This window comes from Streptococcus salivarius, from assembly GCF_002094975.1.
Lineage (GTDB): Bacteria > Bacillota > Bacilli > Lactobacillales > Streptococcaceae > Streptococcus > Streptococcus salivarius_D.
This window is the reverse complement of the sequence record NZ_CP015283.1, coordinates 1,149,244-1,175,032: the sequence shown is the minus strand read 5'-3', so window position 1 is coordinate 1,175,032 and position 25,789 is coordinate 1,149,244. Positions and strand designations below refer to the sequence as shown.

Sequence of the window (25,789 nt, the reverse complement as noted above, 5' to 3'; positions counted from 1 at the left end):
CCTCTTTTTTCTCAATTATCCTTTTATAAAGTAAATAAGAAATTAATAGCATCTATTAAAAGCTTCTTAGTGATATACCCCTCTTTAAGGAGAAAAGCAAAGCCTTGAGCCCTACTACTAATTTCTTGATAGGATTCTGGAGCCATATTTTGAACCAATTGATTAGCTTCTTCCAAACTGTTCACAGCAAATCCTAAGCCTCGCTCTTCTATCAGATGACTATTTGATAAGGTGTTGGGCACAATCACAGGAATTCCTGCTGCAAGATAGGTGCTGAGCTTATGTGAAATATTCATTTCGTAGTAGTCAACATTTTCCCCATCGTTATACTGGGTATTCCAGACAAGACCAAAGCCTCCCTTTGAGAGTTCCATCAGGAGTTCTTCATTGCGCTTCCATCCTTCAATCACCAAATTGGCTTCTGGATTGCTCTTTGGCTCATTCGCAAAAACTCGCAAAGGGGTTTCATAAACCCAATTTTGCAACTCTGGAAAACGTGTCAAAGATCCTGCAAAGAAAATCTCTTTTTTAAATACTGGTTGGTTCAAACTGAGGTTATGAGGATGATCCCAAATTTCTTGAATCAAGATTTTTTCCACAGTCAGACCTGCTTCACACAGACGGTTAACCATTTGTTGTGAAGGCGCAATAATGACATCTGCTTGATTGAACATCTCCATATAAGTCGGCATTAGGTAGGCATTATCACGAAACATTAGTGGAATAACGTCATGGATAAAAATCACTAGTTTAACTCTTAAATCCTTCAGCTTCGCTACAAATTCCGCGTCAAACTCCCAACCATTCCAAGTTGGCGATTGAAAAATCACAATATCACCAAATGAGATACTTGCCATGATCCCATCTAGACGCTTGCTTCTCTCACTCGGACTATCTGTAGAGATATTATAAAAATAGATTCCAATCTCTCGATACCCCAAAGCACGCGCAATATCCGTCACAGCATTCTGAGCTAAGATGACAGTGCTATCCCCTGCCATACCATATAGATTTGTAATATGTACTTTAGTCATGGTTTCCCTTCTTTATTTTTCTGACATTCGAAAAATCATCTTCAACTCTTCTTTTGTTGCTAGCATTGGATGCATCTTTTGCTTATCATAAGCTGATTGATATCTTTTAGGATCTTCCAGCTGAGATAGTTCTTCGAGCAAGTCTGTAATTGCATCTTTTTGAAACAGGTGATCTTTTATGTAGAGATCCGGTCGGTGACAAGTTGCCTCAAATGCATACAAAATCATACCTTTTTTAAGAGCAGCCCGATTTCCGTCTAAAATTTCATCCGCATATGCGATATCCAGGTAAATACGGCATTTATTTAATAGCCGATCATAATTCTCACCTGAAATCCCTGGATAAAGGTGAACATTCGGATAATCATTGAGACGTACTAATCGTTCCCCCATCTCTGTCAAGGCTGCAATATGAAACTGAAAATGAGGAAGAGCGGTCACAAGAACTTCAATCTGTTCGATTTCTTGAGTGTTTGTCAAAATGAGAACCTGTGGCTGAAATTCCTTCAAATCTCCCAAATAGGTAGGGAAAAATACTAGCGAATGATGCGACATGTCAGTGTTAGGCTCACGAATGAACACTTTTACACCCTCGTCCAATAGAAGAGCAAGTTCTGCTTCAGGAAGAGTTGACCGATCATAGAAGATAATCTGCTCCTTCTCAAGTTTAGGTAAAACCTTCAACAATTCTGGATCAGACAAAAATACTGTTTCAACCTGCAAAAGAACTTCTTGAAGAAGGGCTTTTTTCGCTTCTTCTATCGAGGAAAATCCCCGTTCTAAACCATCGGTCGTTTGATAGAGCGCACGATCATGTTGATGGAATAAATAGAGTTTCCCCATTTTATCATTCATATAAACACATAGATGACATTCATTTGCACTCCAAACTTCTTTCATAAAGAGGCTACCAGAAAGATCATAATAATCACAAGTAGAACAATTGTCATCTGAATTATACCACTCTACTTTTTTGACCCTTTGAGGGTAATCCTGATAACAGTCTATTCTCCCCCTCCTCACTCCATCAGCAACAATATCCCCATTCGCATACACTTCCCAAAACGGGGGTAACGAAAGACCAGTCATATGCAGAGGTGAATTTACTTTTCGATTAGAAAAAATAAAATCCAGAATATTTTCTATCTGTAGAGGCTGGATGGGTATTCCAATTTGTTCTAGGTCATCTCTCAGCCTCTCATCATCTGAAGTCCATTCATTTACCAGATAATACATCGTAATTTTTTCCCCTATTCGTCAAAAACTCTCTCCATTGTCCAATAATTTGATCTGTCATATATCGTTCAGCCAATTTATAAGAACCTTCTCGTAGAAAATTTAAGTTTCCAAAAGCCTTCTGCATACTTCTCTTCAAGTCAGCAACCACTTCTTCATGTGATTGATTTACAAAGGGAACGAGAAAACCATTTCGATCATTTTTAATAAAAGTGGGATTCCCATAGGGAACGTCTGTTCCCACCATAACAAGGCCAGACCCTATCGCCTCTAGTAAAGTTAACCCAAACGTTTCCCACTCGGAAGTGGCCAAATAAAGTTCATATGCCTTAAAACGAGTTTGAAGGTCTTGGTGCCCCCTTGAGATGAATATAACTTTGAGCATTTAACTGCTTAATTTTTTCTTCTATTTCTTGCCAAAGCATACCTTGACCATAAATGTCCAATGTAACCTCTGGGATTTTTTCATGCAAGGCCACTACAGCATCAATCGCTAGGTCCAATCTCTTTCTCCGTTCAAACCGTGCTGCAATCATCAGGCTATAAGGCTTGCGATTATCAGAATATTGCAACCTTTCAAGCCCTCCGACTGGCAAGACCGATATAGGCTTAACAGTCGACAGATCCCGTTCTAATTCTTCCTTTTGCGCTTCCGTAGATACAATGATATGGTCGAAATAGTTAGCATACTGAAAAAGAAGGAAATATTCGGAATTGATACAGTCGCCCCAATGGTGTATCGAATGAAGGACACACGATAAGGTTGCTTCTCCCTTCATTTTTAAAAGAGTCTGTGTAAAGGGGAGACGCTCTAAACGATCAACAATGATATGGTCTTTTGCCGAGAACTGTAAGGTGCCGATCGCTTGGCTCAAAAGCTCCGACTCATTATAAAACCAATGATCTCCCTGCCGATAGACCGATTCCGTTAGATCACCTGGTGTTTTTTTGATTTCCTCCAAAGCTACAGAACCATCCAAATTATAAAAAAGGCGCTGAAAGACTCTTGCTTCTAAGCCCACATCAGTGGGAACAGCTGTAAAATATTCTGTAAAAAGCTTTACACTCCCGTAATGTTCCCTACGAAGAAGATGACCAGCTACATAATAATCGACATAATCAACATAATTTGACTTAAGAGTATTTCGATGAAAGACAAGTGAAATCCCATTCTCTTCTGGAAATATCAACTCTTGATCTCGTTCAATCGGAGTGGAATGAAGATTCAAACCTTGCTTCATTTCCTCCACACTCATTGTCAAGGTCATATCACGCTGATCTGTTAGTAACATATGTGCTAGAACAATTTCATCTTCCGCATATCCCAAAGATAAATAGTAATCCCATTTATATCTAGGAGGAACTTGCGTAAAAACAAAACGTGCTGGGCACCCCAATTTCCTAAAGATTTGTCCACGGTAAGCCTGGGCAACATCGACACCGTTAGGCTCTAATTCCACCATCAGATTAAAAGTGTAAATCATCTCTCCTCCAAGCAAGTTCCAGTTGTACTCTGATAACGATTTTTGTCTCTCTCCACAAGTCTAATCAGCCAATGTGGCCAGATAAGATTTAATTTCTTCCACCATCATTTCAGGGTTCTGAGCCGGATAAACATGACTTTCTCCAGACTTGTCCTTGCTAGTATTGTCAAAGGCGTAGATTGGTTTTCCAAGTTTATGAACTTCCTGTGTAATCGACATAATTTCATTAAAATGATTGATATCAAGATAAAAATCTATTTTCCCCTAATTGTCAAGTCAAGTGCAACAAAGATGTTCCTCTGATTAAGTGAGTATCTTTCAAGCTGTTTGAGTTAGCTCAAACAGCTTTTTTGCGGACTGATAGCCATGAATTCGTCTAGGTCTTTCATTGATAGCCTTTGTATAGTCCTCTAAAAGATTCTGATTTAGTTCTTTTAACGAACACCCCTTCGGAATGAACTCTCTTAGTAGTCCATTGAAATTCTCATTTGTACCTCGTTCATAAGATGAATAGGCATGTGCAAAATAAACATCTAATCCCTCTATCTTACTCAATGATGAAAATTCGTTTCCATTATCTGCAGTTATGGACTTAATGGGATAAAGTTTCATACACTCTAAGACTGCTTGATTGACATACTCTGCTTTCTTTTCCACGAGTTTCTTTGTGACAGCATAGCGTGTTTGTCGTTCTACCAAGGTTAGAATAGAAGGTTCTCCTATTGTCTTTCCACCCAGAACAGAATCGATTTCCCAATCTCCAAAACGGGAACGATTATTGATTTCTTCTGGCCTTTCTTCAATTGACTTTCCTAGATGTTTCTTGGTAGAGGGGCGCTTGGTAAATTTCTTACGGATCCGCACTGCTCTTGGCAAATCAATGACCTTAATCTCTAACAATCCTTGATGGATATAGTTATAGAGCGTCTTGGTTGAAGGAACAACTGCATCTACATGTTGGAGTCTATAGGTATGAACAAAGGTATCCACGCTATGCACCCTTGGTTTCTCTCTCATTGCTTCTGTAAATGCTCTCAGAAAGTCATCCGATACGGAATCCAGTTTCAAATAATAGCTGGCTTCTCTAGCATGACGATAACGGTTATGAGCAGCATCTGCATAATAGTGTTGGTAATAGACCTTTTGCCCATTTACTTTTTTCACTTGTGTTATGGAACCACGATTAATTTCACGAGTAATAGTAGAGCGATTTCTCCCTAGTCTACGAGCAATCTCAGCAGGTTTGAGTCCTACGCTTAAATAAGCTTCAATTTCCCCTCGCTCAGCTTCAGATAAGTGCTTGTATGATTGATTTGTGGTAGAATAATTAGTGGACATGTTCATCTTCCTTTATACTGTTTTTCGCAACTCTAGTATATCAGATGAACATGTCTTTTGTGTTGCACTTCATTTTACAATAGGGCAAAATCTATTTTCTCCAAAACGGTTTCAAAATTATACTGATTAAAACAAGGATAGATTGTCACATTTAGATAACGTTGCAAATCAACCACCTGTGACGCAAAGACCGTATGAGCTAGAATATGGAAATGCACATTGGGCAGGGCTTGAATCAGGTATTCCAAATGTTCCATTTCGCAGGCATTTGTGAAAATAGCTGTATGGTAGGGTTCCTGTACGGTTAAAGCTCCTAAATCGCGATTTATGATTTCTGTACGCAATAATACATCTGACCAATCCAGAGCATAATAGAACCACCAACGATCACCTAAACGGTTATTAAACACCGCCTGCCAAGGCTTACCAGCCGTATAATGGATAATAGAAACCTTTTTATGCTGTTTTGCTTTGATATACCATTCATCACTTTGAGGAGAAGAAGTAGCCACACTATCCATACCAACCATGAAATTATAGTTCATATCTAATTCTTTCCACTGGCCAATAAAATAACGGTTTAAAAGACCTTGATCACCATATTCATATTCATGGTATTGATCTGCTACTTCAAACAGTTGAGTGGAAATGTCATGTTCTCTCCAATACTTATTATTAATCAACATGACTCCTGAATTAAAATTTGTCTGTTGTAAATCGTCTCGAACAGCAGCTAAAGGACAATCTCCAAGGTCCATCTCAAACAAATCCGTCAAGTTTCCATCTACAACAATATCTGAATCAAGGTATAAAACCCTTTCCTCCTCTACTACCTCAGGAATAAAAAAACGGAAATAAGCTGCATAAGATAAATGAGGCCTTGGAAGATGATACTTTCGTAAGTGGTTATCTGAAATCTTCGCATTGACAATTTGTGAGTTGATTTTTCCCAAACGTTTGTTCATCACACGAAACCATTCTGAAGGAAGGTCATCATTAAAAACGTAAAATTTAATGTTATCATTATGCACACAAACTGATTTAATCGTTGTTTCTACCTTGTCCATGTAGCCATTGTCGGCACCTAACGCTATAACTTTATTCATCTAGCTTACCTTTGCTTTTTTAAATCTAATTCTAATTTGATCTCATTTATCATCAAATCCATCTCAGAAACGGAAAACACCCTGTTTCGACCGCAATTATCATGGTTTGTGACATCAAAAGCATAAACCGGATTTCCTTTTTCAGTTTAAACTATCCACAGCATGTCCAAACAATCGTCTTTGAATTGCTTTCACCATCATTTCAGGGTTCTGATGAGAAAATATACTACCACCCAACTCTGCCCTGTGAGCTACATTATCAAAAGCAAAGACTGGTTTTCCCTTTTCAACTGCCCGGTCGACAATAGAATCCACCTGATCCCAATGATTAATATCCAGGTAGATTTCTGATTGATCCAATAAATCCTCTATAATATCATCATGATGGACATTTGTGTATAGTGTTACGTTGTCATACTTTTTAAAGGCTTCTAAGCGATCTGAAACATTGGTCTTGGCTGCAATATGAAACGAAACTTCTGGAAGATTCTCTACCAAATAAGTGAGGTTTTCCAGTGTATCCGAAGCTGTCAGTGTAAACACATGGTGCTCTAATTGTGGCCGCTCTTTTATGATGAGTTCCTCTTTACTTACAACAATGGAGTTACTTGGAATATCCTTATGAATGACTGCTCCTGCACCAATAATGACGTTGTCACCGATCGTGACTCCCTTAAGAATCACAACATTGGCACCAATCCAACAATTTTTTCCGATCGATATCTTTCCATAATTAAAGGCGATTTTTTCTACGTGATAGTTAGAATATTGATGATTATGATCAAAAATACGAACCCCATCTCCAAACATGGTATCCTTACCAATTTCAATATGATGTTCACAACGAATAGAACAGTGATTATTGAAGAAAACACGATTCCCGAGCTTTAGGGTTGCACCATTACCCACCTCTAGACAAACAAAGGAACGCAAGGTGATATCCTGCCCCAATTCAACGTGAGCCGTAGGGTCAATGGTAATCTGTTGAAAATTACCGTTCAAATGAAAGTCTGCCATCTTAATCTTGCGCCTTTCTCATTTTCCTGATTGCTTCCGCCATTTCTTGCCAATGCTCTCTTGGAAATGTACGTTGGTGGTGTTTCCGAGATTTTAAATCATCAAAAGCAAAAATAGGTTTATCCTCAAATCTGAAACCATCAAGTATTTCTAAAGTCTTCTCTCCTGGATTGATATCAAGTAACAAATCACTTGTTGATACCAATTCCAAATCTAGGCTACGCATATTATTAATACCAGAATAGACTGTTACATTAGGATAAGTGATTAATCTCGCTAAGCTATCTGATACAATGACACGGGCAGCAATATTAAAGTGAACTTGAGGAAGAGCTTGAATCAAATCCTCCAAGTGAGGAACTTCAGCAATGCTAGTATAAACTAGACAGGTAAATGGTCTACCTTTAGGATAAAGCGCCCTACTCTGCAATGGAGCCAAGCTAACATTCTCAGCTACATCAGACCAATCCAACTGTGCATAGAACCACCACACATCGCGATAAGTTTGCGCTGCCAGAGGAAACCATGGTTTTCTATGGGACAGATAATGAATAACTTTGGGATATTCTTGTCCTTCTGGTAATTGATAATCTGTAAAATGACTATGCAAAACAACATGGTTAAAGTCAAATGGAAGTTCATACCAATTATTTTCAAAGACCATATTCAAGATAGACTGATCGGCTTGATCAACCTTATCATGCCACTCATTAGTCATTTCGATAAGGTGCCTACTCATCTGTTCCTGTCTCCAGTATGCATTATCAATAACTAAAAAGCCTGCATTGAAGATTTCTCGGTGGTAAAAGACACGTCCCCCATAATCTCGGACTGCTGCAACAGGATATCCCTTTAGATCCATTGTAAATAGATCATCAAGTGACCCCGTCACTACCATATCACAATCCATATAAATTACACGGTCCTCTTTGACAAAATCAGAAATAAAATAGCGTAAAAAAACAGTGTAGGAAATATCCGTGCGATATTGGGAAATCTGTGCACTACTTACTCGACAATTAACAATCTCACTACCAAATCGTGCAAGGTGACGGTTTAGCCCCTTAAACCATTCTTGTGGAAAATCACTGTTAATTATATAAAAACGAATATTACGATGGTGATAGAGAATAGATTTGATTGTAGTTACCACCTGCTCAACATAAGGATAGTTTGCAGCAAGTACAATTGATCGTTTTTTCTCATTATAGTGCTGTGGTGCTAAACTTAATACCTGATATTTTTCCTTGATTCGACGATAAGCTTCTGTTCCTTCTAAGCCCTGAGATGCTCCATTTGTCAAGCAAGACTCTAACATCATACGATAAACAGTCATATGCTTCTCGAGTGGATAACCCCTGCTAGCTAACAAGGCAAGACGCTCTTCCATAGCATATACCAATGCCGACATCCAATCTTCAGTCCAAGTTCTAGATAAACTTCCTGGTCTTTCTCGGTAAGCATACAACCCCTTGTTGAGGTAGATTACGCGCTCACTCATTAAATAGGCCTTAAGATTAAAAAAGCCATCCTCTCCAATCTGTCCTTTTGGAAAAAGTAGATCTTCAAAAAGAGTGCGTTTATAAAGTTTCCCCCAAGCTGAAATCAGAGCAAAGCTTTTATTGAACTTGGTTTCATATAGACCCTCAATCAACTGAGCAGGAGAATACACTTGTTCATAATAATCCTCATCAGTAATATAAAAATAAAAAAGACTATCGGCCTCATTAAAGAGATAATAATTGGTAATAGCAATGTCAGCATCATAAGCCTTAAGCTTATCATGAAGCTCTTCAACATAAGTATGTTCTACCCAATCATCCGAATCTACAAAGGTCACATACTCACCCGTTGCTTGACGAATACCGACATTTCTTGTATCAGAAATCCCAGTATTTTCTTTTGCAAAGTAAGATATTCGTGAATCCTTACCAGCATACTCACGGCATATGGCGTCACTTCCATCTGTTGAGCCATCATTTATAATAATAATTTCGAGATTCTGATAGGTTTGTTGAAGGATACTATCTAGACACTGTCTAAGGTATTTTTCAACATTAAATACGGGTACAATTACACTAACTTTTTCTGTCATATTTATTTCTTCTTTTATTATTTATAGCACATTATAGTTGTCCAAGCTTTTACACATACGAAGAACTCTAACAAGAACTTCTGTGAGTGAATCATCAACCAAATAAATGGATACAATATTGAGCCTAGTCATCTTCGGGTAAATATTCTGCAATAAAGGCAGAAATATCCTTACTCATAATTTTATCAAGTCGTTCTGAAATTACATGCTCTGGCCAATCCCACCAAGAAATCTTTTGCATGTTGAATCGGTCATTAGCATCTGCAATACGATAGCGAATCAACTTGGCTGGGTTCCCTCCAACAATAGCATAGGGGGATACATCCTTAGTAACCACAGATCCTGCAGCTATAACCGCACCGTCACCTATAGTTACACCAGCCATAATCTGGACATTATTCCCAATCCAGACATCATTACCAACCCTAGTAGGAGATTGAAGGGTGTGATCGTCTTCTATATCTAAGGTCTTATCTGAATAAAACCGCTCTAAACTTTTAAATGGATAGGTAGTCACCAATTCCAAATTGTGATTTGCCGTCACAAAATAAACATTCTGACCAATAGAACAGTAATCCCCTATAATTACCTTTCCACCATGATCATAGTCAACTAAAAAGGGGATACCATAGGTATGTGGACCAACTGACAATGCTCCATAATCAATCAAAAACCTACTGGTAAACTTCGTCTTAAAATCAAAAAGATCAGATTTCATATCATAGAGACGAAGTTCCAAAGGAATAGAGTGTTGATGCCAACCTTCCCAGTATGAATGTCCCTCTTCCTCATAGCAACAATCAAAAGTAGCAGTTAACTGCCTTTGATTAGAATATAAGCAGATCTGATTATTTTGAAAATCCCAAAAGCGTTCATTATCATGACCAGGACTGTCAATATCTCTAATGCTACCATCAGGTAATAATTGAAAAAAACGTTGATGCTGTCTATCCTTATGCGAAAAAACACAAAATCGGCCTGAAACATTCATCACTTCTATCTTCTCCTCCATGACCTAGGTGATGATAACCTAAGTACACCCAACCATTCACTAGTCAACACAATTCATTATCGGATATTATTATGATATTTTTGTCTTTTTCCAAAAATTATCCCTAGTCTTACTTTCTTTATTAAAAAAAACTTGTAAAGACACTATCTCTTTTTAGAAAAAATACCATAAAAATTACATATTACACTTATTCTAATTATAACTTATTTTTAGTCAAAGAGCCATTATCTCATTTTAATTTTTAAAACCTTTTATTTCATCTTTTTGAGAAATTAAAAAGACTGGAACAAATTGTCTCCAGTCTAAAAATATTTATTAGCTAAAAAACTGTAAAATTCTTCTTTCTATTTACGACATACCTATTGTACTAACAATTCTTGTTTATAGATATTTTCCCAGCAATACGTCCAAAAGTAAAGATATCCGGCAAAGAATTTCCACCAAGGCGGTTCCCAGCGTGAAGACCTCCAGCTACTTCTCCTGCTACATAAAATCCCTTTATAATATCCCCATCTTCATTAATAACATGTGTTTGAGTATCAATCTTAAGACTTCCCATAGTGTGATGGACTGCTGGTTTACGAAGCGTCACATAAAATGTTGCTACTTCAATTTGAACTACACCCAAAGAGTTAGATTTTTCCTGTCTAACTTTGGGAGTCAGTATAATTCTTAACATCTCAGTACTTTACTATAATATTATCACATTTCAAGTTCAGCCATAACTCCCAGTGAAAGCGGTCTTTAGCTATTGATTTTCGTTACCTACGATTAATCTTTCTGATTTTATATCGATAAGCTTAACACAATATCATATAAAACCTGCATCCAAGTACAATCTAATAAGGTTATTAACTTTCCTCTTATTCTCACCCTAATAGTAAAATTGGATGAATGTTAGTAATTCAAATGGACTCCTATTATAGGATATATCTTTTGGTTCTCGTTAATTGACAGCAATATAGTTTTTATATTTTACCCCTTATCCACAATTTTAATACGGCTACTACCATCATGCGACTTGATGATGGCCAATTGCTGAGCGATACCTTCTTTCATGTCGTCCACGTGGCTGATGACACCGACCATACGGTTTTCGCCAATTTGTTCCAGGACCGCGATAGCCTTGGTGAGGGCTTCCTTATCTAGCGAACCGAAACCTTCGTCGATGAAGAGGGCTTCAACGACGGCACCCTTGCTGGTATTTTGCACAACTTCTGAGAGGGATAGGGCAATGGCCAGTGCGGCGATAAAGGTTTCACCACCGGACAAGGATTTAACGGAGCGTTCACTACCCGTTAGCTGGTCATAGACGTTGATATCCAAACCGAAGTGATCACGCGCCCTGCGTCCTTCCTCACTTAGAACAAAGGAATAGCGGTTATCCGTTAATAGTCCGATGTAGTTAGCATTGGCATAGTCCAAGATTTGTTGGAAATACTGACGGATAACGTAGACCTCAAGATTGAGACGACCAGTCAGAGCAGTATTTTCTCCCTTAACCACCTTAACCAAATCACTGAGTTCTTGGTGGGCCTTAAAGGCCTCTTGGTTGCTGTCTTGAAGAGTTTTGGCTGCCTGGTAGGTAGCCGTCGCATCCTTAAGTCCCTTTTCCAGGACAGAGACCTGAGACAATTGTGTATCGTAACTTTCCTGACCGGTTTGGACCTCTTGTGTTAAAGCGACCAAATCTGGTTTTTCTTGATTTTGCAGAAGCCCTTGGCCCTTACTAATCTGGGTCTGCAATTCTTGTTTAAGGGTTTGATAGGTCGTCAATTGAGCCTGAAGCTTAGGAATAGCTTGCTTGTTTACCTCAAGCAGCCAAAGCTGGATTTGCTCTAGGTCATTGGTGAGCGCCCCTTCAGCCATAAGTCTTTGGTCTAACTCAGCTGATAAACGTTTCATTTCTTGGCTGGTCTTTTCTTTAGACTTGGTCAAGCTCTCAAGCTGCCCCTTGATGCCTTGAATGTCGGCATGAAGTTGGTTGTAGGCTTCACCATTTTCCTTGACTTGCCTATTGTAGAGGTCCAACTCCTGCTTCGCAAAGGAAATTCGTTCTTGATAGACCTCAACAGACTCCAGTTCTGGATGAGCTTCCTTCAAGTCTTTTAGGCGCTCCTTAGCTTGGTCGAGAGCTGCCTTGGCCTCTTGATAGCTCTTAGCCAAATCTGTCGCTTTTTCCTGAGCTCGTCCTAACTCATCTTGATAATGGACACGGTCTGCCTCTTCCTTCTCATAGCGTTTTTGGAGTTCTTGATAATGCTTCTCAACAGCACTCAACAAGGCTTGCCCACGGTCAGCTCCATAGTCCTCTGAAAAGTCAAAATCAAACTGTCCCTTAACTTGTTCTTCCAGTTCTTGATAGTGTTTTTGAAGAGATAACTTAACTTTAGCCACTTGGTCAAGCAGATCTTGGCGCTTAGTCTCAACTTCACTCAATCTAGCCTGACGATTTGACAAGGTAGCAACTTGCTTTTCTTTTTGAGCTTGAAGTTCCTCCACCTGGTCCATGAGATCCTTCAAGGCTGCTTCATCTGCCTGTGTCCCATCGACCTGAGGATGTTCTAAGGAACCACAGACCATACAGGGCTGTCCATCCTCTAATTCTGCCTGCAACTGGGCAATCATGAGTTGACGACGTGAAGCCAAAGTCGTTTTCAACTTCTCTTCCAATCCTTTGAGAATTTCTTGAGCTTGGTCACTATCCAAAGATAAGGTTTGATGACGTTTTTCCGTCTTTGCCAACTCCTGATTCAAGTCCTCTATTTCTTTTAGGTCCTGAGCCAGTTGCTTATCCACACTGTAGCCCACAGACTGGAGGAGTTTTTCAGCCTCATGTAAACTCTCTAAACTAAGACGATTAGCCTCCAAATCTGACAAGGACTGGAAAAGGAGCTCAATCTCTTTCGAAGCCTGCTGATAGGTTTCTTCTAACCTCTTGTAGTTTCCACTCGACTGTTTGATTTTCTCCTGCTCTTGGGCAAGACTCTGGGCATAGATAATAGCCTCTTTCCACGCACCCAGTTTCCTTTCTTTTTGAAGAAAATCCTCAGATTGGGCTGCAAGTGCCTCTTTTTGAGCCTTGACTTCCTCAAAAACCTGCTCCTTAGCCTTTAATTTCTCCTGAGCAATCTCAAGGTCCTGTTCTAATTGCAACAACTGCTTCTGATACTGCTTCAAGTTACTAATGGTTTCTTGTAACCCTTGGGCAAACTGTAATTCCTCCAGATGCGCTTTAGCCTCTGCCTGCTCTTGAGCACCTTCCTCAATTTCTAGACGGTAACGCTCCTTGGCTTGCTCCAATTCTTGAAAAATCTTTGCTACATCTTGTGCGGTTTGTAAGCTCTTTTGCAGTTTAGCCAAGTCCTCATGGGCATCCTTCAAAATGCTTTTTTGCTCTCCAAGATTTTCTTGACGTTGTGCCAAAAGGTCTTCAAGACGTGCCAATTTTTCAGAAGCTGGTGTTTGGGCCAAAACAGCTAATTCTTCCTCAGACCAAACCTGACTAGTAAAATGGCCATCTAGCTGAGTCTGGCGCTTCTCCGTATCCTTATTACTCTGGCGAAGACGCTCTTCCAAACTCTTTTGAAAACGGTCAAAAATACCTGTTCCAAAGATTTTTTTCAAAATTTGAGTCTTGGTCTTGGAATCTTCTTTCAAAAAACGACTGAAATCATTTTGCGGAAGGAGGATAATCTGTTTGAACTGCTCGGCATTGAGACCCAAAATCTGCTCAATCTGGTCACTCACTTCCTTGATTTTATCCCCAAGCTTTTCAATCTCCTGACCACCAATCTTATCCACAATGACTAAGGAAGCCGTTGCTTTTTGCATGGTCGTACCACCGCCTCGCTTGGCCCTTTCCTGCTGGAGAACTCGCTCAATGCGATAAAGGTGGTTGCCCTGTTGGAAGTAAAAAGTCACCTTGGTCAAATCATCCTCTGGACCAGCGAAGGTCGACCGCATCTCCTCAACGTTGCGATCGCCACTAGTCGTCGCAAACAAGGCCACCGTCATGGCATCAAAGAGGGTACTCTTGCCAGCCCCCGTGTCTCCACCAATCAAAAAGAGGGGAGCATGGTCAAACTGGGTGAAATTGATGACTTCCTTACGATAAGGTCCAAAATTGGTCAATTCTAACTGAACTGGTCTCATTGTCGGCTCCCTCCAATCTCCTCAAAAATACTTTCCACAAGGGCTGTTTGTCTCTCAGACAAGACATCGCCCCCAGTCACTGTCTGGTAAAAATCAGAAACAATTTCCTGCGGCGATTGCATTTCCAAATCTTTTAAGTGCTGATCAACAGTCACGTTTTCTTCCTTGACATCACCCAAACGACTGAAGGTGATTTCCACAATGTCTGCCCCATAAATTTCTTCCAGACGGGCACGCACATTGATACCCTCTAATTCCTTACGGCTGGACAGTTGAATATCAAAGGCAAACCAAGCCTTTTGACAAGGCTGTTCCTTATAAAATTCAGGTGATACCAAGGTTTCAAAAGGTTCCTGAAGGGTCACGATTGGCCGTCTGACCTCTAGAGGATGGAAGGTCTGAGACAAGTTACCAGTCGCATCCAATTCAAGAATATAGACACCCTTCTCTTCCTTACGTTTGGCTTCTTTGACATTAAAGGCGACTGGACTTCCTGAATATTGCACGCGCTGGCTCGGACTAGCAAAGCGGGTATGGATATGCCCCAAGGCCACATAATCGAAAGCCTTGAAAAGGTCACTGGTCACATTGGTAAGCCCACCCACCGTATTGCTGGTTTCAGACAGCATCAATTCTCGTAAACTTTGACCATCTTGGTCATCTTTCTTAGAAACCGCAAAATGCGTCACCAAAATACGTGATTTGTCGGGATCAAAAGCTTTCTCCATATCCTCAAGAATGTAGGCTAAAGCATCACCAATCCCCTGAATTTCCTTATCCTCATCATCCTTATAATAAATCCTAGCATCAATAGGATCGATAAAGGGAAGAAGAAAAATCTGGCAACCCTCCAACTCAATAGGCTCAAAAGCCTCCTCCAAACGTGTGCTTAAATGAAGCCCCTGAGGTTGAAAAAAGTCTCGCCCAAAATGCAAACGTTCAGCCCCATCGTGATTACCACTGATAGCATAAACAGGAATCTGCTCCTCCAAGACCAAACGTGCCAAAGTCTTATTAAAAAGTTTAATCGCATCCACAGGCGGCACCGCACGGTCATAGAGATCCCCAGCAATGATGACCCCATCCACCTGTTCGCGAATTGCCAAATCCACTATCTGTTGGAAGGCCCACTCCTGCTCCTCCAGCAAAGACCAGCCATTGAGGGTTCGCCCCACATGCCAATCTGACGTATGTAAAAACTTCATGACAGTCTCCTCATTCGTTTTGTCTTACTCTATTGTACCTTATCAAGCTAAATACTGCTTAAAAGATTCACAAACATTTGGAGCTTTCCTGAGTTTTATCTACAAAGACCCAAAAAATCTCTCCCGAGCAATTCACTCGAGAGAGATTTTATTTTTGGAATTTATGAGAGATAAGGTGTGGAAATCTTAGTCTTGGTTTTTACGACGATTCATAGCCGCAAGTCCTGACATAAGTCCCATAACAACAACACCCATTGCTGCGAGGTTGTTATCTGATTCACCTGTTACTGGCAATTGTTCGTCGCCTTCTTTAGCTTTATCAGAACCATCTGCCTTCTTACCATCTTTGTTTCCAGATTTCTTCTTATCTGAACCTTTACCATCTGAAGCGCCATCGGCTGCTGATCCAGAACCTTTAGATCCGTTTGAGGCCGCTTTTACAGCTTTAGAAGTTGAATTTCCACCATTTCCAGATTGACCATTATTACCATTTGAAGGTGTTGAGCCATCTTCGACCTTACGATAAATATAGGTCACGACTGTTTGACCTTTTGTCATCTTGTCTGTAGATTTACCTTCTTGACGAATCAATTCGTATTTCACACCATTCCGGTAGATATAACGGTCACCGTGAACGTTAACTTCAGAACCAACAGAGTTAGTGATAACGAGTGGCATCTTGATTTGGTTGCCATATTCATCACGGTAGATGACAACGATAGTACCAAGGTCTTTGTTAGTTGTCGGTTTAGCGGGTTCTGCGTTAGTTAACTTATAAATAACCTTTGTATCAGCACCAGGGTTGCTTGGTGTCACAGCAGTCTTCTCGGCCTTGTAACCCTTTACTTCAGGAACAAGTGTCATGGCAGCCTTAGTTGGATCGTTAGGATCATTTGTGTAAGTAACTGCTTCAACACCTGGGATTGGATTACCTTTTTCGTCAACGGCAATAATCTTACCAAATTTAGTGTAAGTAACAGTTTCAACCTTGTTGTCCATAGTGACATCTTGAGAAGCCACACGGCCTTTATCGGCGAAATAACCGTTAACCAATGGTGTGATTACGAGGTCGAACTTAGTCTTATCAGCCTTCCATTCACCTGCAGTAAGAATGTCACCTGTTACAGAATCAAGGGTCAATGAACGTTTCCATTGTGCCTTTTGAACACTATCTGCTGGCAATTTAGCATTTCTGTTCTTGCTTGTATAGTGAACAGTGTAAGTAACATCTTTAAGGTAAGCATCCTTAGCTGGCCATTTTGGACCGTTTGGTTGGTTAGGGTAGATTGGAGTTCCTGGTTCGTGTGCATTGTCTGGATTAAAGTCAAGTGCTACACGTTTGAAGCTTACTGTCCAAGCTTGGTCAACTGTGCTATCCAAGTCAAAGCTTGCACCAGCTGGGTAACCATCTGTCACAAGGGCATAGCCAAGGTCTTGATAGTGTTTGATACGTTCAGCTGTTGAGTAGTTAATCGCTTCGCCAGACTTACCAGCCAAAGCAACTGTTTCAAGGATTGAACCGCTTGTTTCATCACGGTAAGTAACACTTGCTTTTTGATCGTTCTTAACGTAAACAACCTTAGTATCGCTAGACAAGTCACCTGGTGTGGCAGGTACAACCTTAACAGTGTAGCCAGGAATGCTTGGAAGCGTCTTGTCGATGGCAATCATCTTAGTCGCATCATTTGGATCGTTTGTGTAGGCAGTTGTTGATACACCTGGAATTGGATTTCCATTTTCATCCACAGCGATAAATTTACCAAAGGCTTTGTATGTCACTGTGTCTGTTGCATTTGGTGCATCTGGAGTAACTGTCTTACCACCTGCTACAGCTTTATCAGCATAGTAACCAGTAACAACCGGAGTCTTAACTGTTCCATAAGTATGAGTCGTTTCAGTCCAAGTTGTTGTATTAGTTGTTGGGTCTTCTTTACCGTTGAAGCTAAAGTCATTTTGAGTGTTAGCAGCTGGTGTCTTCGTATCAGCACCAGTGTAAGTCACTGTTTGACTTGTTGCTTTAGTGACATCTCTAGTGTCTTTTTCAACGATAATGTGGTAACGGTATCCTGGAGCTAGGTATTGACCACCACCATTGGCATCAATTGAAGCATCCAAACCTTGTGAACCGTTAGCAAATTGAACAAGGTCAACGACACGACTTTGGTTACGGTCCCAAGAACGTTCAGAACGGATAGTTGCAACACCGTTGTTATAGTCGTATTGACGTTCTGACTTCAAGACATCTACGTAAGCATTAGCTTTTGATTTGTCAGCAGTTGCATACTTGATGCGGTATCCTGCTGGTACTGGTGGAAGTTCTGTTACACCAGCATCGTAGATTTTATTGTAAGTCTTACCGTTTGCTGTAATTGTTTCAGTTGAGTTATTGATACGGTAGGTTGAAGATCCAGGGATCTTGTTTCCTGCTTCATCAACATAGTCAATAATACCAAGGTTAGCATAGTTTGGTGTAACAAAGAAATTACCGTTTTCAATAAAGTCATAAGGTCTCACCCCCCCACGGTTATCACGACCGACTTTGAGGTGGTTGATGTAGTCAATGTTAACAAAGTATTGTTGACGCCCTGGTAAATAGTCAAGTTTGTAGCCGAGGTTTGTCAAGTCAGGGTTTGTTGAGCCTGCTCCAGCATTTGTCAAAACAGCAACCGCATCAGCTGTACGAAGGCTACGGTTTGATACTGCAAGACCCATAGCGTTGATGAGATTTTCAGAGTTAAGGCTTGCTTCAGCAGCATTCAATTCACTGCTTGTCACAGCCAACTCGCTAGTCGCTACTTTAAGGACGCTATTTACAGCGTTAGTCGTAGACTCTGCACTGGCAGTTTCTGCTACAGTCGCAACTGAAGCAGCCGCACTTGTTTGTGCTGATACTTGACCAGCAGCTGGAGTTTCTGCTACAGCTGCTGAGCTAAGAGCTTGTGCACTAGTAACTACAGATGAAGCAGCCGCTGCTGCAGATTCAGAGCTCGCTTGCGATGCAGCCTGAGAAGCTACTTCTGAACTAGCTGCTGTTTGACTAGTTGTTGAAGTTGCTTGGCTGTTTTGAGCTACTGATTGGGGTTGTTCACTAGCCAAGGCCACAGTAGAGACTGAACTTGGTGTGTTTTCTGTTGTTGCTGGAGCTACTGATGCTGTTGTTGGTGTTGATTGCTCCACGACGACATCTGGCTCAGCAGTTGTTTCCATACCTGCGGTAGTTGGTGCTACCGTTTCGTCAGCTTGGGCACCCTGTGCATTTGAGAAGATTGAAACTCCCAAAAGGACAGAGGCCACACCAAAGCTATATTTTCTTAATGAAAAACGTTGGCGTTTATTAAACATATCTCTCATAATAATAAATTTCCTCAATATCCAAATTACTTTATATACGTTTTCCATTTTATACTATAATTATTAAATTGTCAAATATATACTAATAATCGTGTAAAAGTTTAACTTTTATTAAAAAACATTAATTTAAAACTTTTATCTAAGTCCTTTGAAACATCAAATCGTTCGTACTTTTGTTTAGCACAATCCCCTATTTTGTCAGTTCTATAATTTTCAAAATACTTTTATATCAAACCATCTTTTATTAAAAACGTTCGTCACTCTAACCTTATTTTTTAGTTATAGTGATATTTATTAAAATTCAAAATTCTCTCCCTTCAAAAGGAATTTTTTTAATGGCTTAACTCACATCTTTCTCAATCCCTTGCCAACACTGACCTAAAGGCTCCTACCACCCGCATTCCCGACAGTATCAAAAACCCCTTTGGCAGTTACCAAAAGGGTTTCTTTCATCTATTATTTGAAAATAGAACTTGTGAAACTATCTGTCTCTTGTAGGAGTTTCTTATAGACAGCTTCTTTGAGTTTTGTCGTATGGCTTGTTGACACAGATTTATTGCCATTATTATCTGTTTTAAGACTTGCAGCGTCTTTGGCGACTGCCGCTTTAAACAAGGCTAACAAATCATCGTAAGAGCTTACTGATGTACCATCAATCGTAACGGTCGTCAAACCATGTGACGCTTTTTCTTTCACTTCTTTAAAGTAGGCCTTCTTGAAGTCTTCTAGGGAGTTGAACTGACCCTCAGAAATCTTGTTAATGATAAAGTCATCACCTAGGGTGCTCTTACCAGCCGCTTTTGCTTCTTGTTTATACTTGTTGGTCGCATAACCTAGGAAGCCTTTTTCATAGCCGTAGTAACCCCAGAGTCTGAAGGTATTGTGCTTGAAGGACATAGCACCTGGAGAGCCCTCACTGGTATTACCACCATAAATAGCAGACATCATAGGCACATTGACATAGGCAGAAGAAAAGTCCTCCGGTTTATAAACACCATTTCCAGGTCCACGATTGGTCATGAGGTTATTATCCACAAGGTCATCAATAGTGGTCAAACTAATAGCCTTTTCGCTATCACTTAGAGCACGCACCTTGTCGTATTGGTTTTTACTATTGCCTCGTAGCTGTTTATCTACCTTCTTGAACCATGCGTTATTGAGCTCTTGCTTGCCTTGACTGAGGACTGCTTCTCCTTCAAGTGAATCTAGAAGCATAAGGGTATCGTTGTAGCCCTTCATGTAACGGTCGATGGCCTCACGAGAGTTCAACTTGTTTGGATTGGTGTTGTACCACTGGTTACCATCGTTGGCTCTTTCAAAGGTCATGTTAAGGCCTAAGGCACCGTATTCACCTTGGTGACCTTGAGTAGCTGGTGATTGCAACATTCCTTGGGCATAGGCTTCAACATTTGTTCCTTCACGACGACCAAAACCTCCAAAGTAGGCAATACGGTCATTGATATGGGTTGTTTCATGAGTGAAGGCTGATGCACCGTACTCACTAATCATGTTAGACATGACGAAGGTAACCTTGGCACGATTATCATATGGATTGTCGTAGATGGCAGCATAGGCACCAGCCATAGCTCCGTTATCACCGTAGTACTCACCGACTGGTCCATAGATTTCACGGATTGGCGCATAGACTTCCGTACTGTTCTTAAATTGGCCGTAGCGCTCTGGCCAACCTGGCCAACCATGACCCCAGACGTAGAAACCTTCCCAGATTGGATTGACAATGTCTTTGAACAATTTGTTTTTGACATTATCTGCGGCCAATCTTTGCCAGAAATCAAGGTAGTTGATTTGACGTTGAGCCGCTAGATCAATCTCAGGTTTCAACTTTTCTAGGGTTGTGTTGTACTTGTTAGCTGTACCATAAGACATGGTGTCATAAGTAGAAATCAGGAACATTTCTGTCTTATCAAGGTTCAACAATGGCAAAATCATCTTGCGGTGGAGACCACGACTGAGGTTGTCATAAACACGATACTTGTGCTCACCAACACCTTCATTTTGAGACGCCTTCTCTACAACGTAAACCTTATCCTTAGCGGCATCAATGAACCAATCATTCATATTGTCGATAGTGGTAAAGAGTTTTCGGTTGTAGTTGAGGAAGTCGGTAAGATCACTAGAAAGGGTACTCTTAGCGAGAACTTCACCGAAAGCATCGTAGGTTCTTGAACCACTGATATTATTTTCCTTAGAGCCAATCTCAATCAAACGGTCAAGGACATCCACATTTTTACCATAGAAATCTGGTTTGAAGAGCATGATTTCTTTGATGTTAAGATCATCAAACTTCACACCGTAATAACGATTCAAGTAGGTCAAGCCTAGCAAGAGGGCTGCTTTATTCTTCTCAACCTTGTCAAGAATCATTTGTTGAGCAGCTGGTGATTGGTTAAGCTGGTGGTCTTCATTTTGAACCAGCTTAGTCACAAGGTTGATCAAATTAGTTTTAACAGCCTCAAAGCTCTCTTCCAAGAAAAGGTTCTTGATAGCATTGACCTTATTTGGACCTGTACGACCAAGTTTTTGGTAAATTGGGTCAGACTGCAACTCAATCGGTTTCAAGATATCAACGATTCCATTGATAAGGCTTGAATGGTCTTTTTGAACGATGTTCGGAGTATACTTGATACCCAAATCAGTGACAGTATATTCCTTAACATTGCTCAACCCTTCTGAACTCTCTGAAAGCTTGAAGTAGTCTTTGGTACCATCAGCGTAGTGAACAATAATCTTGTTAGCAGCGCTTAGGTCAGTAACAAAATTACTGTCTTTCATTGGTGTCACTGAGAGCACCTCTTTGGTATTCAAGTTATGGTCTTTAGCCAGTTTGTTGGCTTGGTTGACAATATAATCCTTGTTATAGAATGGCTGGAATTTCTCAATATTCTTGTAAGCCTGTTTGTATTCTGGATTATAGTCTTGAATATTGGCAAAATCTGCTTGACTAGAAACGTTGTTAAGGGTGTTCAACGCGTAAGGCTCGCTGACAAATGTATCAGCTGTGATCTTGTAACCTTCAACACGCTTGTCGGCTTCTTCCTTAGTCAAATGTTTGAGTTTTTTAGGACTCTTGGTATCTTTACCCGTGCCATCTTCGGCCGAGCTATAACCAACAACACCAAAGAGGTCTTTGATATGAGGACCACCATCTTCATCATTGACATCATTCGAAGCAAAGATTTCTTGACCTTTAATAACCTTGGCATAGGTCACGTTGTCTTGAACAGCACCGTATGGCCATGTCTTAGCAACAATCCCACCGACATTTCGTGTGTTTTTGACATCAAGAACACCCTTGGCTACTGAATTGGTCACCTTGGCCTTAGTTCCTGACTTCCAACTGTTAAGCATGTAAGTAACAAATGGCACTAACATACTTGCATTGGCATTTTGAGCTGTAATAGTCGCATCGACATAGGCTCTGTTAACGAATCCCATGTAGTTTGAACCAGCAATTCCACCAACTGTCGAGTTATTACCGACAGAGTCAATCTTACCGACAAAGGCGACATTCTCAATCTTGCCATCTTCATCAATCTTATTGACGATACCAGCCACGTCATTGTTACCAGTAACTGAACCAGTCACCTTAACATCTTCAATCAGACCTTTATTTTTAAGGTTAAATCCAACCGTCGCGATTTGATTTTGGCCAGGGCGATTGATATCTACATTTTCAAAGTTGATGTTTTTGATAGTTCCGCCATTGATAACATTAAACAATGGATGCTCTAAATCATAGATGGCATAGCGTTTGTCACCATCACTTAGCAACTTACCAGTAAATTCTGAAGTAATGTATGACTTGCCGTTTGGAATGACGTGACGAGCACTCATGCTTTGGCCCAGTCTAAATTCACCAGATGGATTTGCTTGAATGGCATTGACCAAGTCAGCAAAATCATAGTAGACATTGGCTTGGCTAGCCTTAGGTTTCTCAATGTAATAGCTATAGGTTTGTGCAAAATGGTTTTGGGCATCACGTTGTACCAAATTGTCCGCTTCTGCAGTTACCTTATAAACCGCCTTGCCATCAACTGTTGTTTCTTCGATGGCTTTCACTGCCAAGTAAGTCGTCTTTTGATCCGCAGAAGTCAGTTTCAAGTAGTAATTCGTGAGATCTTGAGGCACAGCTGTCAGACGAGTCTCATCCACTTCTGTTTGATTGTCATACTTGATCAAATCTGTACGTGCAAAATCTTTAAGCTCAACCTTCTTGAGATCCAGTTGGAGAGTTTGGTCTGCCAAAACCTGACTCTCCTCACCATTGCCACGATCAAAGGTCATGGTTGTTGTAAGAGTATAAGGCTTGTAATAGTCTAAGTTGGTTAGGTCAGCAGTCAAGGTCGTGCTAGGAATATCAAGCGTTTGAACAACCTGTCCATCTTGCTTAAGGACCGCTTTAATAGTCGTGATAGTTGCTGAACCTGGATTAGTCAAGTTGTAGCTAAGTTTAGCACTTCGACCCAAGTCATCCTTGTCAATCTGTGTCAGCGTAAGCACTGGTTTTTCAGATACCTTAGTTCCTTTGCGAACGATACGATCTTGGACAGGCACTAGCACTGTTTCAGTAACAGTTGGTTCTTCAGCAGTCTTGTTTCCCTTATAGGTCTTATAAACCTTGGTGATTTTATTTTGGCCTTTTTGACCTTCTTGGACAACCTGTAAAGTGCCTTTCTCAAGTGTGTCATCTTCTTGGACAATTTCTTTAAATGGAAGCTCTACAATAGATTCTTCGGTCGTTGTGCCATCTAGAGGCTTGCTTCCACGACGGATTTTTCTAGGTTGTGGCACCTCAATAACCTTACCTGACACAATAGTCGGCTCACCAACCTTGACACCATCAATGGTTTGGTAAATTTTCTGGATTTCTTGGCTACCTTTTTTACCCTCTTGTTCGACAACTTCTTCATCCACATATTTGTTATCATCCGTAATCACTTCAATAGGATAATCGATGGCTTGTGTTTCAGTCTCTGTGATACTACCGACAACTGGGGTATGAACAGGATTCTCAGGTTGAACAAGGGCCTCACCTTCGTGGCCTGATTCTTGTGTGCCTTTGGCACTGGTAGTGTCGCTATTGATTGAACCAGTGTACGCTGGATTGACAGGCTGAACTACAGCTTCACCCTCGTGACCAGCTTCCTGGGTGCCATTGGCACTGATTGGACCTGTATACTCTGGGGCTACGGGTTGAACAATAGCTTCACCTTCGTGACCTGATTCTTGCGTACCATTGGCACTGATTGGGCCGGTATATTCTGGGGCGACAGGTTGAACAAGGGCCTCACCTTCGTGGCCTGATTCTTGTGTGCCTTTGGCACTGGTAGTGTCGCTATTGATTGAACCAGTGTACGCTGGATTGACAGGCTGAACCACAGCTTCACCTTCGTGACCAACTTCTTGCGTACCATTGGCACTTGTAGTATCGCTACTGATTGAACCAGTATATGCTGGATTGGCTGGTTGAACCACAGCCTCTCCTTCATTGCCAACTTCTTGTGTGCCGTTAGCACTGATTGGGCCGGTATATTCTGGAGCCACTGGTTGAACAAGGGCTTCGCCTTCGTGACCAACTTCTTGTGTGCCTTTAGCACTAATTGGTTCGGTATACTCTGGATTAGCAGGTTGAACTAGAGCTTCGCCCTCATGACCTGACTCCTGAGTTCCCTTTTTCCAACTGATTCCCTCACTATCCTTATCAGCTGTACCCTGATTTACTGTAGTCTCTTCTTTTATTGAAGACTCAAGCCCCTGCAAAGTATTCTCCAAAGGTTGTTCAAGCTCTGGCTTAGCTGAGTAACGCAGATAACCAACATACTCATAACCATCAATTGCAATAACACCTTTAGCTAGGTCCGCCTCGTCTACAACAGCAAGGGTCTGATTATAGGCCTGCAACTCCTTGTTTTGCAAGGCAAGAACCTCTATTGGCACAAGGAGACTTTGCCCTGCGGCCCCAATCAAGACCAAACCAATAATTTTTTTACGATGTTTTTTTGAAAACAGCAACACAGCCATGGTCGCCGTTGCTAGTCCTAAACCTGACGCTACCCAGTCAGAACTTCCTGTCTGAGGAAGACTAGTTTGCGTAGCACCCTTACGTTTGTAGACCAAATAAAAAGTATCTTCATTCTGGTAGTCCTCAGGAATAGCATGGACCACTTGCTGTTGCTCTTCAGCTGTTAATTCATTTTCAGCGACATAGGCCATGTGTACCGTTGCATCCTTAGTAACCTGATCTGCAGAGACTGGTTTAGACACGAAAAAACCACCTGCTAACAAGAATGTCCCGATAGCAACTGGTCCTACACCTACCGACAACTTACGAATGCCGTATTTTGTCACTTTTTCAAAAACATGATTTGCTTGTTTCATTCAAAATCTTCCTATAAGTTAATCCTTGTACCCCAAATGGGCGTCAAAAACAAAGACATTATTGAAAAAATACGCACTCTATACATTTATTAACCTTCTTCCAAAGTCTATCGTATCTTTTTTTTAATCATTAAGCAAGTATTTTCTCTAATTTTTAATCAATATAAAAAACGAGTTGTGATTTGCAGCTAGGACTTCATGACAACCAATAAACCTTTTCACATAAGTATTTTAGTACATATCAATATTTATAATAATCTTTTCCTGAAATTTAAACCACTGATCTGTTTTGCATAAAATAAATCCTAAAATCTCTATTACTTAACCTTATATCTAATATTTTAATAAAACACCAAA

At 40.6% G+C, this 25,789-nt stretch carries 14 protein-coding genes and 1 pseudogene; all 15 read right to left on the bottom strand.

The window, feature by feature from the left end:
* Positions 1-23 precede the first annotated feature (23 nt).
* Complete coding sequence (locus V471_RS05795) at positions 24-1,034, bottom strand: sugar transferase (protein ID WP_073687071.1); 1,011 nt, start codon at positions 1,032-1,034, stop codon at positions 24-26.
* 12 nt (positions 1,035-1,046) lie between these two features.
* Positions 1,047-2,270: a glycosyltransferase family protein gene (locus V471_RS05790; RefSeq protein WP_084871210.1), complete on the bottom strand. Its 1,224-nt coding sequence runs from the start codon at positions 2,268-2,270 to the stop codon at positions 1,047-1,049.
* Positions 2,251-2,655, bottom strand: a complete 405-nt coding sequence (locus V471_RS11200) for a glycosyltransferase (protein WP_232326828.1) — start codon at positions 2,653-2,655, stop codon at positions 2,251-2,253. The genes V471_RS05790 and V471_RS11200 overlap by 20 nt, the downstream gene beginning before the upstream one ends.
* On the bottom strand, positions 2,600-3,754 hold the full coding sequence (locus V471_RS05785) for a glycosyltransferase family protein (RefSeq protein ID WP_232326827.1): 1,155 nt from the start codon (positions 3,752-3,754) through the stop codon (positions 2,600-2,602). The genes V471_RS11200 and V471_RS05785 overlap by 56 nt, the downstream gene beginning before the upstream one ends.
* Positions 3,755-3,814: 60 nt before the next feature.
* A complete protein-coding gene (locus V471_RS10935) occupies positions 3,815-3,973 on the bottom strand; it encodes a hypothetical protein (protein WP_232326826.1) in 159 nt (52 codons plus the stop codon).
* A gap of 99 nt (positions 3,974-4,072) precedes the next feature.
* Positions 4,073-5,092, bottom strand: a complete 1,020-nt coding sequence (locus V471_RS05780; RefSeq protein WP_171021848.1) for an IS30-like element IS1139 family transposase — start codon at positions 5,090-5,092, stop codon at positions 4,073-4,075.
* Positions 5,093-5,166: 74 nt separating this feature from the next.
* Positions 5,167-6,198 (bottom strand): glycosyltransferase family 8 protein, encoded by a 1,032-nt coding sequence (locus tag V471_RS05775; RefSeq protein ID WP_232326825.1) that lies wholly within the window; start codon positions 6,196-6,198, stop codon positions 5,167-5,169.
* Positions 6,199-6,339: 141 nt separating this feature from the next.
* A complete protein-coding gene (locus tag V471_RS05770) occupies positions 6,340-7,215 on the bottom strand; it encodes an acyltransferase (RefSeq protein ID WP_084871209.1) in 876 nt (291 codons plus the stop codon).
* A 1-nt stretch (position 7,216) separates the two neighbouring features.
* Positions 7,217-9,310 (bottom strand): glycosyltransferase, encoded by a 2,094-nt coding sequence (locus V471_RS05765; protein ID WP_004182192.1) that lies wholly within the window; start codon positions 9,308-9,310, stop codon positions 7,217-7,219.
* Between the two features lie 124 nt (positions 9,311-9,434).
* A complete protein-coding gene (locus V471_RS05760) occupies positions 9,435-10,301 on the bottom strand; it encodes a CatB-related O-acetyltransferase (RefSeq protein WP_004182191.1) in 867 nt (288 codons plus the stop codon).
* A gap of 388 nt (positions 10,302-10,689) precedes the next feature.
* Positions 10,690-10,941 (bottom strand): annotated as a pseudogene (locus V471_RS05755) (FAD-binding protein); the annotation flags it as partial.
* Between the two features lie 356 nt (positions 10,942-11,297).
* Entirely contained in the window at positions 11,298-14,477 is a 3,180-nt protein-coding gene (locus V471_RS05750; RefSeq protein WP_084871207.1) for an AAA family ATPase, read from the bottom strand.
* On the bottom strand, positions 14,474-15,682 hold the full coding sequence (locus V471_RS05745) for an exonuclease SbcCD subunit D (protein ID WP_084871206.1): 1,209 nt from the start codon (positions 15,680-15,682) through the stop codon (positions 14,474-14,476). The genes V471_RS05750 and V471_RS05745 overlap by 4 nt, the downstream gene beginning before the upstream one ends.
* A gap of 186 nt (positions 15,683-15,868) precedes the next feature.
* Positions 15,869-19,033: a mucin-binding protein gene (locus tag V471_RS05740; RefSeq protein WP_084871205.1), complete on the bottom strand. Its 3,165-nt coding sequence runs from the start codon at positions 19,031-19,033 to the stop codon at positions 15,869-15,871.
* Between the two features lie 456 nt (positions 19,034-19,489).
* Positions 19,490-25,432 (bottom strand): ZmpA/ZmpB/ZmpC family metallo-endopeptidase, encoded by a 5,943-nt coding sequence (locus V471_RS05735; RefSeq protein WP_084871204.1) that lies wholly within the window; start codon positions 25,430-25,432, stop codon positions 19,490-19,492.
* Between the last annotated feature and the right edge of the window lie 357 nt (positions 25,433-25,789).